At 66.4% G+C, this 12,295-nt stretch carries 8 protein-coding genes; 4 read left to right on the forward strand and 4 right to left on the reverse strand.

Annotated features, from left to right (window positions below):
* Window positions 1-63 precede the first annotated feature (63 nt).
* A complete protein-coding gene (locus IGS61_RS01885; protein WP_230538033.1) occupies window positions 64-375 on the reverse strand; it encodes a hypothetical protein in 312 nt (103 codons plus the stop codon).
* 170 nt (window positions 376-545) lie between these two features.
* Window positions 546-1,724, reverse strand: a complete 1,179-nt coding sequence (locus IGS61_RS01890) for a S1 family peptidase (RefSeq protein ID WP_230538034.1) — start codon at window positions 1,722-1,724, stop codon at window positions 546-548.
* 259 nt (window positions 1,725-1,983) lie between these two features.
* On the opposite strand from IGS61_RS01890, the gene IGS61_RS01895 reads away from it, so the two are divergent.
* Genes IGS61_RS01895 through IGS61_RS01905 form a run of 3 tightly spaced genes read left to right on the forward strand, consistent with a single transcriptional unit; the run spans window position 1,984 to window position 6,730 of the window.
* Window positions 1,984-3,966, forward strand: coding sequence for a serine protein kinase (locus tag IGS61_RS01895; RefSeq protein WP_230538035.1), 1,983 nt, complete (start codon window positions 1,984-1,986; stop codon window positions 3,964-3,966).
* 2 nt (window positions 3,967-3,968) lie between these two features.
* Window positions 3,969-5,213, forward strand: a complete 1,245-nt coding sequence (locus IGS61_RS01900) for a DUF444 family protein (protein WP_230538036.1) — start codon at window positions 3,969-3,971, stop codon at window positions 5,211-5,213.
* Window positions 5,210-6,730, forward strand: a complete 1,521-nt coding sequence (locus IGS61_RS01905) for a SpoVR family protein (RefSeq protein ID WP_230538037.1) — start codon at window positions 5,210-5,212, stop codon at window positions 6,728-6,730. The genes IGS61_RS01900 and IGS61_RS01905 overlap by 4 nt, the downstream gene beginning before the upstream one ends.
* A gap of 71 nt (window positions 6,731-6,801) precedes the next feature.
* On the opposite strand, the gene IGS61_RS01910 is transcribed toward IGS61_RS01905, so the two are convergent.
* On the reverse strand, window positions 6,802-7,986 hold the full coding sequence (locus IGS61_RS01910) for an SDR family oxidoreductase (RefSeq protein WP_230538038.1): 1,185 nt from the start codon (window positions 7,984-7,986) through the stop codon (window positions 6,802-6,804).
* Complete coding sequence (locus tag IGS61_RS01915; RefSeq protein WP_230538039.1) at window positions 7,986-9,290, reverse strand: nucleotide sugar dehydrogenase; 1,305 nt, start codon at window positions 9,288-9,290, stop codon at window positions 7,986-7,988. Before IGS61_RS01915 ends, IGS61_RS01910 begins: the two co-directional genes overlap by 1 nt.
* Window positions 9,291-9,509: 219 nt before the next feature.
* Here IGS61_RS01915 and prsT point away from each other — a divergent pair, with 219 nt between their 5' ends.
* Window positions 9,510-12,293 (forward strand): XrtA/PEP-CTERM system TPR-repeat protein PrsT, encoded by a 2,784-nt coding sequence (gene prsT / locus IGS61_RS01920; protein WP_230538040.1) that lies wholly within the window; start codon window positions 9,510-9,512, stop codon window positions 12,291-12,293.
* Window positions 12,294-12,295: the final 2 nt, after the last annotated feature.

A 12,295-nucleotide genomic window follows, 5' to 3' on the forward strand; every position in this document is an offset into this window, starting at 1 on the left:
CTGGCAACAGGCTTTCCACCGCAGTACCTGGCGGCAGGCAGGCCAGCCGCCCGGCCCGCCTGCCTACCAGCGCTGGATATCGATCTGGCCCGTGATGCTCGTTTCCACCGGATAGCCATCGACCTGCAACGGCACGCGCCGCTTGACGGACGAGTCGCGCAGATACACGACGAGGGCTTCCCCGCCCACGGCCGTCTGCCCCAGGCTGACGCCTTCCACGCCGTCGATGGCCATCAGCGCCCGCTCGTTGCGCCGCCTTGCCGCTTCCAGGCGGCCAGGCGGCGGGGCATGGACAAGAGCCTCATCCGGCAAATACGGCATGGCGGCGTCCTCGAAGACGGCATATGGCGATTGTGCGAATTTACTGTTTGACATGACACACCCTCCTGATCCACTCCATGATACACCCGGCCACCCGGTGCTGCGGCGCCCTTCGCCGGACGCAACCATGCGCGACTGCTGCCCCCTGACAAGATCATCATCGTACAAAAAGCCGCCTTGGGCAAGGCGCCGCGGCGGGGCCGCACCGCTGCCTGTTGGCGTGCTCAAGTGTATAAATTGATGTCGAGCGCCACCACCACGCGCCGCATCTGGTTGGCAAACGTGATGTTGTTGCCGCCAGCAAACAGCAGGCCGACGGGATTGCGCTGCTGGTTCCAGGTCCAGATGGAGGAGCCGGAATCGCCGCCCGCGCTGAAGGCCCCGCTCAGGCCCGTGATGGCGATCTGGTCCTGGAACAGCGCGATCCTGCCGCTGCCGTAATTGACGTTGATGGTGGCGCCCAGGCCCGTGATGCGGCCCTGCGTCAATTGCGTCGTGCGGCCGGACTTGCCGACCAGCATGCCCAGCGCGGGCGCCACCAGCGCATTGCTGATGCGGAAGTACGCGGGCACGCCGCCGCTCAGGTAGACCAGTTCGGGCCGCACGCGGTCTGGCCAGGCCCAGCCGGTGGCGCAATCGACATAATTGACGCCGCCGCTGAAATTGATGGGCACGAAGCGTTCGAGCACGGCCACCTGGTCTTGCGGGCAGCGGCCGCCGTCGATGGGACCGGGCTGCACGATGCAATCGTTGAACACGCCGCCGTTGGAATTGGCCAGCACGTGATTATTGCTCAGGATCATCAGGCGGCCGTCGCGCTGCGCGCTGCGCCCCACGGCCAGGCAGCCGATGGTGCCGGCCGTGATGCGGAAATGCCCGACCGACACGCCGCCCGGTGCCGGGCGCAGGCGGAAACGGTGCGGCTGCGCATCGATCACGCCCGTGACGACGATGTTGACGGGCACCTTGTCGCTGGCCACGGCGCGCACGCCCATGGCGCCCACGATGGCCGCCTTGGCGCGGTCGACGGAGGTGGGTTCGGCCACGTACAGGGTCAGCGCAGGCAAGCCCGGTTCGCCGGACGAGCTGTCGCTGGCGCCCTCGCCCAGGCCGATGGACACGCCCTGGATATTGCCGCCGTCGCTGAAGGCATCGGCCGCGCGCACGCCGCCCGCCTGGGTGATACCCTGGCGCATGCCGTCCTCGATGCTGCGCTTGATTTCCAGCAATTCCATGCTGACGCCGCTCAGGGCGTCGGGCACCTCCGCGACGGACGCGCTCTCGATCATATTGTCGTCTTCGCCGGGGACGGCAAACTGGCCGACGGCCTCTTCATCGTCCGCGCTTTGGCCCCTGCCGCTGCTGCCCGGCGGGGCGCTGAAACCATTCTCAATGCCTGTCATCGTGTTCTCCTCGTGGGTCGCCGCAAACCACCAGTGTGGACGGGCCGCGCCAGCCGGTATTGATCTGGATTGAACTGCACTGGCGCATGGCTGCCCTTTCTTAATGGGGGCAGCGAGGATAAAAATAGTTCCCTCGTCAAGGTTGAGCCAGATCAGGCGTGTGGACAGTGGCCGCGCCGTATACTTGGCTGGCAGGCTGGAACTGGGCCTGCGTCACGGCAGCAACGGTATGGATGGGGAAACAATGACGAGTCCAGGGATGACAAGCCACGACGACGCGCCTGCGGGCGACGGCGCCGAACAGGCCGCTGGCGCTGGCCAGCATGCGGGTTTCATGCACGGCATGGCGGCCTGGGCAGAAAAACACCGCATCAGCCCCTGGCGCGGCAGTTTTGCCGACTTCATCGAGCAAATCCTGCCCGGCCGCGCGGCCCTGCTGACGCGCAGCGCGCACCAGTACCTGTGGGACATGATGCGCTGGAATGGCCAGACCGATGACAGCGGGCGCTTCCGCTGCCGCCTGTTCGACGACGAACTGTTCGGCATCGACGAAGCCATCGACCGCGTGGCCGCCTATTTCAAGGCGGCCGCCGCCGGCTCGGAAGTGGGCCGGCGCATGCTGCTGTTGCTGGGTCCCCCGTCGGGCGGCAAGTCGACCATGGTGATCCTGCTCAAGCGGGGGCTGGAAGAATACAGCCACAGCAGCGAAGGCGCGCTGTACGGCATCGCCGGCTGTCCAGTGCACGAATCGCCGCTGCACCTGGTGCCGCACAGCATGCGCGCCGACTTTCGCGCCAGCTACGATGCCGAGCTGCATGGCGAGTTGTGCCCCCACTGCCGCGCCCGCCTGGAAGAGCAGTACGGGGGCGACTTCCTGCGCATGCCCGTCGAGCGCATCCACCTGTCCGAGGCGGGCCGCTGCGGCATCGGCACGTATGCGCCGCATGATCCCACGACGGCCGACCTGGCCGACCTCGTCGGTTCCGTCGACCTGTCGAAAGTGGCGCAGTACGGCGACGAAGGCGATCCGCGCGCCTGGTCGTGGTCGGGCGCCGTGTATGCGGCCAGCCGCGGCATGCTGGAAATGATCGAAATCCTCAAGGTCAAGCGGGAATTCCTCTACCTGCTGCTGACCTTGACGCAGGAAAAGAATGTCAAGGTGTCGCGCTTTCCCCTGATTTACCTCGACGAAACCATCCTCGCGCACACGAACCTGGCCGAATTTCGCAAATTCCTGCAAGAAAGCGAAAACGAGGCGCTGCTCGACCGCATGGTCATCGTGCAAGTGCCGTACACGCTCAATTACCGAGAAGAAGCCCGCATCTACCGCAAACTGATCCTGGCGGCCGCGCCCGCCTTCCGCGGCGTGCACCTCGATCCGCATGTGCTGCATGCGGCGGCCGTGTTTGCCATCCTCAGCCGCCTGCCCGAAGGCGACGACAAGGAAGCCGAACTGGTCAAGAAACTGCGCATCTACGCCAACGAAGACGTGGACGACTTGCAGCCTGCCGACATCCGCCGCATGCGCGAGCGCGACAAGGCGCCCGACGAGGGCCTGTCGGGCGTGTCGCCCCGTTTCGTCATCAACGCCCTGTCGCACGCCATCATTTCCGCCCAGCGCAACAGCCTGTCCACCATGGACGTGCTGCTGGCCCTGAAGGACGGCATCGAAAACGATGCGCGCATCGAGCCGCGGCGCAAGCGCAAGTGGGTCGATTACCTGGTACTCACGCGCAAGGATTTCTATAACCGCTGGGTCAAGGCCGATGTGCACAAGGCGCTCTTCGTTTCATTCGAGCAAGAAGCGCAAGACTTGCTGAACAAATATCTCGATGAAGTCGAAGCCATGCTCGACAACCGCCAGATCCGCGATCCCATCACCAGCGAAGAGCGCCGTCCTGACGAGCGCTTCCTACGCGCCGTGGAAGAAAAAATCCACATCAGCGACTCGGGCAAGCAGTCTTTCCGCCAAGAAGTGGTGCGCAAGGCCATGAGTGCCTTCAAGCGGGGCGAAACCTTTGGCCTGGGCAGCCATGCGCAATTGCACGATGCCATCCAGCAATATCTGTTCGAGCAGCGGCGCGACGTGCTGCGCCTGGTCGGCTCGGCCAAGCGCCCCGATGACGACGTGCGGGCCAGGATCTCTGCCGTCGAGCAGCGCCTGGTCGACGAATACGGCTATGACGCCCACAGCGCGCGCGAAGCGCTCAACTACGTGACCACCTTGCTGGCGCAGGAATAGCCATGTCCGCCACGACCACGCCAGGCAGCGGCAACCGGGATGGCGCTCCGGCACGCCCTGCCGGCGCGCCATCGCAGGCGGAGGCCGCGCCGGCCCTGGCCCGGCCCTGGTACGCGCTGTTCTCGCGCGGCGCGCGCGACTGGCTGCGCCACAACCAGAAAGTGCGCGAAGCCGTGCAGGCGCACTTGCCCGAGCTGATCGCCACGCCCGACCTGATCGGCGGGCCGCAGCAGCGCACGGTGCAAGTGCCCATGCGCCTGCTCGAACATGCGCGTTTCCGCCTGGCGCCCGCGCGCAACAGCGTGGGCGCTGGCCAGGGCGACGGCCAGCCCGGCGACATCCTGCGCCCGGCGCATCCCGCCGCCACGGACGGCAGCGGAACGCAAGGCGAAGGCGGCGATGGCGAGGGCGCCGTGCGCCTGCTGCTGGAATTCCCCATCGACGACATCCTCGACTGGCTGTGGGACACTTTTGAACTGCCGCACCTCAAGCCGCGCCACCTGGGCGCCATCGACGAGGTGCGGCTGGTGCGCAGCGGCCTGGACCGGCACGGTGCCCGTTCGCGCCTGGACCGGCGGCGCACCGTCAAGGAAGCCATCAAGCGGCGCGCCCTGCAAGCGCAGCCCGTGCCTTTCACCAATGAGGACTTGCGCTACCGCCAGGTGCTGCAGCAGCCCCGGCCCAGCGCGAATGCCGTCGTGTTTTTCGTGCTCGACGTGTCGGCCAGCATGGCGCAGGCCGAGCGCAAGCTGGCAAAATCGTTCTTTTTCTTTGCCCTGCAAGGCTTGCGCCGCAGATATGCACGCGTGGAAACGCGCTTTATCGCCCACACGACACGGGCCTGGGAGTTTTCCGAAGCCGAGTTCTTCCGGGTCAATGGCATGGGCGGCACCATGGCATCCACCGCGTTTCTTCTGAGCCGCGACTTGCTGAAAGAGCACTATGCGCCGGGCCGCTACAACGCCTACCTGTTCTATGCTTCCGATGGCGAAAATTTCAGCGAAGACCGGGCGGCGGCCAGCCTGGCCTTGGGCGAACTGGCCGCCATGCTCAACTATATGGGCTATGTGGAAACCGTGCCCGGCGTGCCGCGCAGCCTGGAAACGGAAATGCACGGCTTGTGCGCCGAGCAGGAACGCCGGGGCTTGCCCTTGCACAGCAGCATCCTCAGCAAGGCCGACGATGTGTGGGGAGCCATCCGCACCTTTTTCCTGCACGAGGCGGCCGACACGGAGGACGCGGCATGACGCAGCATGACGTTCACCGCCATGGCGACGCGGCAGGCACGGCCGGGCTGGCCGGCTACGCGGCGCGCATCGAAACGCTGGCGCGCGAGCTGGGCCTGGGATTTGCCCCCGTCGAGTTCGAGCTGGTGCCAGACAATTTCATGAACGAGATCGCCATCTATGGCTTGCCCGTGCGCATGCGCCACTGGTCGTTCGGCGTGCGCTACATCCACCAGCTCGTCCATCAAAAGATGGGCAACTCGCATATGTTCGAAGTCATGTTCCCCGGCGACCCTTGCCATGCCTACATGGCCGAACACAATTCCCTGGCCGAAAACACCCTCGTCACGGCGCACGTGCTCGGCCACGCCGACTTTGCCAGCCGGAACAGCCTGTTCCTGCGCTTCGGCGCCATGGCGGGCCAGCGCATCCTGGAACAAAGCGCGGCGCGGGCGCGGCGTCTGGAAATGGCGCTGCAACGCCACGGCCAAGAGCAGGTGGAAGCCGTGCTCGACGCGGCACTGGCGCTGGAGCAGCATGTGGACATCCACGCCGAGCTGCACCGCCCGCCATACGCCGTACCATCCGCGCTTTCCGCGCCAGCCGGCGTGGCGGACAAGCAGGACGGCATCGGCGCGGACGGCCCCTTTGCCCGACGCTACCGGCGCCTGCCCGGCGAAGCGGCCGCGCTGGCGGCGCACGAGGCGGCGCGCGCGCGCGTGACACAGCGCCCCCTCGTGCCGCCGCAAGCCGAGTACGACTTGCTGTGGTTCATCGCACACCACGGGCCGGAACTGGCCGACTGGGAGCGCGACATTTTCCTGGCCGTGCGCGAAGAGTCGTTCTATTTTTATCCCGTGTACGCCTGCCAGATCATGAACGAAGGCTGGGCCTCGTACTGGCACGCACGGCTGCTGCGCGAAGCCGACTTCCTGCCGCCGGCGCTGTACCTGTCCGCCCTCAAGTCGCATTCCGACGTAGTGCGCCCTTACGCGGGCGAGCATCAGCAGGCGCTGGCCGTCAATCCCTATCATCTGGGCTTTTGCATGTGGGAACACATCATCGAGCGCGAAGGATTGGCGCGGGCGCGCCAGATTTGCCGCGACGACGACGACTTCAGTTTCATACGCAATTATCTGGACGGGGAACTGGCCGACCGCCTGGGCCTGTTCGTGCATGAGAGCCGCCGCGATGGCGAAACCCGGCTGGCCAGCCGCGACTTGCAGGCCATCCGCGAAGCCATCCTGGCGCCCAAATACAACTATGGCGCGCCATGCATCGCCGTCACCCTGCTCAACGACGACGGCAGCCTGGTGCTGCGCCACGATCACCAGCGCGATGGGCGCGGCCTCGACCTGGAGCGGGCCGAACAGGTGCTGGCGTACATCGCCCGCATCTGGCGCCGTCCCGTCACCCTGCATACGGCCGATTTCAGGGGCACGCCCCGGGTTCTGCACAGCAAGACCGACGGCGTGCCGGAGCCGCCCGAGCCGACAGCGTCATCAACAACGCCGACAGCGCCGCCCGTGCAACGCTAAAAGGCCGCCGATCGGACGAATATCGGAGTGTACCTGGCCAGCTTGTGCTTCCGGCCTGGCGGGCCAGGTTCTCATGCACGGCCAGCCTGCGCCACATACCAGGCAATGGTCTGCCGCAAGCCTTGCGCCAGGTCGTGCGTGGGCACATAGCCCAGCAAGCGGGACGCCTTGGCGATGTCCGCCTGCGAATGGCGCACGTCGCCGGCGCGAAACTCGCCATACAGGGGGGCCTGCGCCACGTGCTGCGGTCGGGCGGCCAGCAGCATCTGCTGCATCGTGGCGTGCAATTGGGTCAGGCTGGTGCGGGCGTTGACGGCCACGTTGTAGACCTGGTTGACGGCTGCCGGGTCGGCACGCGTGGCGGCGAGGATATTCGCTTGCACGGCGTTGTGCACGAAGCAGAAGTCGCGGCTGGTGGCGCCGTCGCCATGGATGTGCACGGCCTGGCCGTCCAGCATGGCGGCGATCCAGCGGGGAATGACGGCCGCGTAGGCGCCCAGCGGGTCCTGGCGCGGACCGAAGACATTGAAATAGCGCAAGCCCACCGTCTGCGTGGCGTAGCAGCGCGCGTACACCTGCGCATACAGTTCATTGACATATTTGCTCAAGGCATATGGCGACAGGGGCGCGCCGATGTGCTGTTCCACTTTCGGCAAGGCCGGATGGTCGCCATACGTGGCGCTGGACGCGGCATACACGAAGCGCCGCACGCCCGCGTCGCGCGCGGCGGCCAGCATGTTCAGGAAGCCGCTGACATTGACGGCGTGGCACAGCAGCGGGTCTTCCAGCGAGCGCGAGACGGAACCGAGCGCCGCCTGGTGCAGCACATAATCGACGGCGCCGGACCCGCCCGGAGCGGCAGCCGCGCCCGCGCCGAGGCTGCCGCTGCCGGCGGCAGCGCCATCGGCACTGGTATAGGCAACATTGGCAACATTGACAACGCCAGCCGCAGTCCCGCCGCAGGCATGCGCGCAGGCCCGCGGGTCGCGGATGTCGCCTTCGATGAAGGTGAAGCGCCGCCACGCCGATTCCCCCACGCTGGCGCGCACCTGCTCCAGGTTGTGGCGGTGGCCCGTCATGAAATTATCGAGGCCGCGCACTTCCTGGCCCAGGTTCAGCAAGGTTTCCAGCAGGTGCGAGCCGATGAAGCCGGCCACGCCCGTCACCAGCCAGCGGCGCGGCGCTTGCGCCAGCTGCGCGCAGGCCTGGGCGCAGGCGCTCGCGCCGGCAGCCGCATGCGAGGTATCGGCCGCCATCACAGCCGCCACACGCGCAAGCCGCCATCCTCGAGCGGACGGGGGTCGAAATGCGACTTGATATCGATGAAGCAGCCATTTTCCAGCACCTTGGCCTGGAAGTCGGCCAGCGGGCGGGCCAGCAAGGCCTGGTGCGAGACGGCGCTGATGATGGCCTCGGCCTGCGGCAGCTGTTCCCAGCTTTCCAAGGTTAAACCGTACTCTTCCAGCGCTTCGCGGCCATCGGCGACGGGGTCGTGCACGTGCACCTGCACGCCGTACGATTGCAGTTCGTGGATCATGTCGACCACTTTCGAGTTGCGCAAGTCCGGGCAATTTTCCTTGAAGGTCAGGCCCAGCACGTTCACGTGCGCGCCTTTCAGCTTGAAGCCGGCGCGCACCATTTCCTTGATGGTCTTTTCTGCCACGAACTTGGCCATGCCGTCATTGATGCGGCGCCCGGCCAGGATCACGTGCGGGTGGTAGCCCAGCATTTCCGCCTTGTGCGTCAAATAATACGGGTCGACGCCGATGCAGTGGCCGCCCACGAGACCGGGGCGGAACGGCAAGAAATTCCATTTCGTGCCCGCCGCCTGCAGCACTTCCAGGGTGTCGATGCCGATGCGGTCGAAGATGATGGCCAGCTCGTTCATCAGCGCGATGTTCAGGTCGCGCTGCGTGTTTTCGATGACCTTGGCCGCCTCCGCCACCTTGATGCTCGACGCCCGGTGCACGCCGGCCTCGACCACGCCTTCGTACAGGGCCGCCACCTTTTCCAGGGTGGCCGCGTCGTCGCCCGAGACCACCTTGCGGATGCTGTGCAGGGTGTGGTCCCTGTCGCCTGGGTTGATGCGCTCGGGCGAAAAGCCCACGTGAAAATCCTCCTTCCAGCGCAGGCCCGAATGCTGTTCCAGGATAGGGATGCAGATTTCTTCGGTGGCGCCCGGGTACACGGTCGACTCGTAGATGACGATGGCGCCGCGCCGCATGTGGCGGCCGACGGCCGCGCTGGCGCCGGCCAGGGCGGAGAAATCGGGATTGTGCGCGCTGTCGACGGGCGTGGGCACGGCCACGACGATGAAATCGGCCAGTTGCAGTTCGGCCGGATCGCAGCCGACGCTCAGCCATTGCGACGCGCGCAGCTGTTCCGTGCTTACCTCGCCCGTGGGATCGACATGGCGCCGGTAGCTGTCTACCTTGCGTGCCGACAAGTCAAAGCCTATCGTGCGCTGGCGCATGCCGAACGCCACGGCCAGCTGCAAGCCCACATAGCCGAGTCCCACCACCGCCACCACGTCCGCCTTGCCATCCACCTTGCTGTCCATATGCCTGTGCTCCCAATGGTTGCGGCCTGAGCAACGCCGTCCAGGAAATTCTACGGTTGCCGGACCGGCCATTCTTGAGCAGGAACAAGGAACGCGGGGCTACGGCGGCCGGGCGCGGGGCGAATCGGCGGCTTGTTGAGCGCAATCAAGGAGAGCGGCAGCCATCTTTTTAAGCTAGGCCATGCCCATCCCTCATGCACGCCGCTACCGGAGACTTCCATGGCCCGTTCCCTGTCCCGCCCTTTTCCTGGCTTGCCGGCCGCCGCGCTGTGCTGCACCCTGCTGCTGCCCTTGCTGACGGCTTGCAACGGCACGCAAAGCAGCGCCTCCCTGCTGGCCGACGCGCAGCAGTACCGCCAGAAGGGCGAGGCGCGGGCCGCCATCATCCAGTTGAAGAACCTGCTGCAAAAGGAACCGGACAATGCGGCGGCGCGCTTGCTGCTGGGCAGCATCTATATCGACACGGGCGAATCGCTGTCGGCCGAAAAAGAATTGCGCAGGGCAAAGTCGCTGGGCCTGTCGGCGCAGCAAGTGATGCCGCTGCTGGCCAAGGCCTGGCTGATGCTGGGCCAGTTCGACAAGGTACTGGCCGAGATCCCCGACGATGCGGCCCAGCCCGCAAACGTGCTGGGCCTGCGCGGCGACGCCTTGCTGGCCCTGGGGCGCCAGGACGAGGCGCGCGCCCTGTTTACGCGCCTGCTGGAAGCCCATCCGGGCCAGGTCGAGGCCCTGCTGGGCCTGGCCCGCCTGGCGGCGCTGGAGCAGCAGGTGGCGGCGGCCGAGCTGCTGCTGGCGCAAGCCCTGAAAAGCGCGCCCGCCAGCCTCGACGCCTTGCGCCTGCAGGGCGACCTGCTGCGCCTGCAAGGCAAGAGTGCCGGGGCGCGGCTCGCCTACATGCAGATCCTCAAGATCAAGCCGGACAATACCCAGGCGCATATCGACCTGGCCAACCTCGATATCGCGGAAAACCGCTACGCGGAAGCGGCGGCCCAACTGGCCTCGGCCCGCAAGACGGCGCCCAACAGCCTGGGCCTGTTGCAAGCCCAGGCGCTGCTCGATTTTCGCCAGGGCAAGAACAAGGCGGCCTTGCAAGCCTTGCAACTGGTGCTCAAGGTGGCGCCCGACCACATGCCGACCATCCTGCTGGCCGGCGCCGTGCAGCTGGCGCTCGGCTCGCCGCAACTGGCGGAAAGCTATCTGCAGCGCTTCCTGGCCGTGTATCCCAGGCATTTGTATGCGATCAAGATGATGGCCTCGATCGAATTGATGCGCAACAAGAGCGATGCGGCCCTGGCCTTGCTGCTGCCCATGCTGGCCGCCTACCCCGAAGACGTGGAATTGCTGTCGATGGCCGGCGAAGCCCACTTGCGCGCGCGCGAATACGACAAGGCGACGGCGTATTTCGAAAAGGCCAGCACCCTGGCGCCGGACACGGCCAAGCTGCATACGGCGCTGGGCATCAGCCGCCTGGGCCAGGGCGAGAACAGCCGCGCCATCAATGAACTGGAACGCGCCAGCATGCTCGACAAGAGCACGCCGCAGGCGGGCACCATGCTGGTGATGACCTTGCTGCGCAACAAGCAGAACGACAAGGCCCTGGCCAGCGTCCAGATGATGGAGCAACAGCAGAAAGGCACGAATCCCCTGCTGTTGAACCTGAAAGGCGGCGTCTACCTGGCCTTGCGCGACGTGCGGGCCGCGCGCGCCAGCTTCGAGCAGGCGCTGACGATGAACCCCGTGTACGTTCCCGCCCTGGAGAATCTGGCGCAGATCGACCTGGCCGAGAAAAAACCGGAGCAGGCGCGCCAGCGTTTCGAGCGGGCACTGGCAAAGGCGCCGAAAAATGCGGACCTGTGCGCCGCCCTGGCCAAGCTGGCCGCCTCGCAGGGCCAGACGGACGAGGCGCGGCGCTGGCTCGAACGGGCCCAGCGCGACAATCCCGACGCCGTCGCGCCAGCCCTGCTATTAAGTAACTTCTACCTGAAAACGGGCGCGCCCGACAAGGCGCTGCAACTGGCGCGCACCCTGCAGACGGGCCATCCGGGCGACGCCGATGCCCTGGCCCTGCGCGCCCAGGTGGAATACGGCGCCGGCCAGGCGCAGGCGGCGCTCGACAGCTACAACAAGCTGGCCAGCATCCAGAGCGGCTCGGCGCCCTTGCAGATGCGCATCGCCAGCCTGCACATGACGCTGGGCGACCATCATCAGGCGTTGCTGGCCGTCAAGCGGGCGCAGGCGCTGGACCCGAACCTGCTGGAAGCGCGCGTGATCGAAGTGGTCATGCTGCTGAGCCTGAATCGCCAGCGCGAGGCCCTGGCCGTGGCGCGCCAGGTGCAGGAACAGCACCCGAAGCTGGCGGCCGGCTACAAGCTCGAGGGCGACGTGCTGATGGAACAGAAACTGCCGCAGCAAGCCGTCAAGCTGTACGAGCGTGCTTTCGAGATCAGCAAGATCGGTCCCATGCAGCTGCAGCTGTACCGCGCCCTGCTGGCGTCGGGACAGGCGCGCGAAGCCGAGGCGCGCATGGCGGCGTGGCTGAAGGAACACCCGGAAGACCTGGGCACGCGCACCTACCTGGCCGGCGCGATGCTGGCCGCCAGACAATACCGCGGCGCCATCGATCACCTGCAGTACATCGCGGGCAAGGACGGCAACAATGTGATGGCACTGAACGACCTGGCCTGGGCCTATCAGCAGGAAAAAGATCCGCGCGCGCAAGCGACGGCCGAGCAGGCGTTCAAGCTGGCGCCCGATAATCCCGCCGTGCTCGACACCCTGGGCTGGATCGTCCTGCAGCAAGGCGACGTCAAGCGTGCCACGGTGCTGCTGCGCAAGGCGGCGGGGCTGGCGCCGAAATCGCCCGAAGTGCAGTACCACCTGGGCGCGGCCCTGGCGCAAGCGGGCGACAAGGGCGGCGCGCGCAAGCAACTGGAACAACTGCTGGCCGCCAACAAGGACTTTCCGCAGCGGGCCGCGGCGCAGGCCTTGCTGACCCGGCTCTAAGG

This window comes from Janthinobacterium sp. FW305-129, from assembly GCF_020858115.1.
Classification (GTDB): Bacteria; Pseudomonadota; Gammaproteobacteria; order Burkholderiales; family Burkholderiaceae_D; genus Janthinobacterium.

What these genes read in the sequence shown, in the direction of transcription:
- prsT (WP_230538040.1), top strand. Translation starts at nt 9,510, where the DNA reads ATGGCCCGTTCCCTGTCCCGCCCTTTTCCTGGCTTGCCGGCCGCCGCG.
- IGS61_RS01905 (WP_230538037.1), top strand. Translation starts at nt 5,210, where the DNA reads ATGACGCAGCATGACGTTCACCGCCATGGCGACGCGGCAGGCACGGCC.
- IGS61_RS01885 (WP_230538033.1), bottom strand. Translation starts at nt 375, where the DNA reads ATGTCAAACAGTAAATTCGCACAATCGCCATATGCCGTCTTCGAGGAC.
- IGS61_RS01915 (WP_230538039.1), bottom strand. Translation starts at nt 9,290, where the DNA reads ATGGACAGCAAGGTGGATGGCAAGGCGGACGTGGTGGCGGTGGTGGGA.
- IGS61_RS01895 (WP_230538035.1), top strand. Translation starts at nt 1,984, where the DNA reads ATGACAAGCCACGACGACGCGCCTGCGGGCGACGGCGCCGAACAGGCC.
- IGS61_RS01910 (WP_230538038.1), bottom strand. Translation starts at nt 7,986, where the DNA reads ATGGCGGCCGATACCTCGCATGCGGCTGCCGGCGCGAGCGCCTGCGCC.
- IGS61_RS01890 (WP_230538034.1), bottom strand. Translation starts at nt 1,724, where the DNA reads ATGACAGGCATTGAGAATGGTTTCAGCGCCCCGCCGGGCAGCAGCGGC.
- IGS61_RS01900 (WP_230538036.1), top strand. Translation starts at nt 3,969, where the DNA reads ATGTCCGCCACGACCACGCCAGGCAGCGGCAACCGGGATGGCGCTCCG.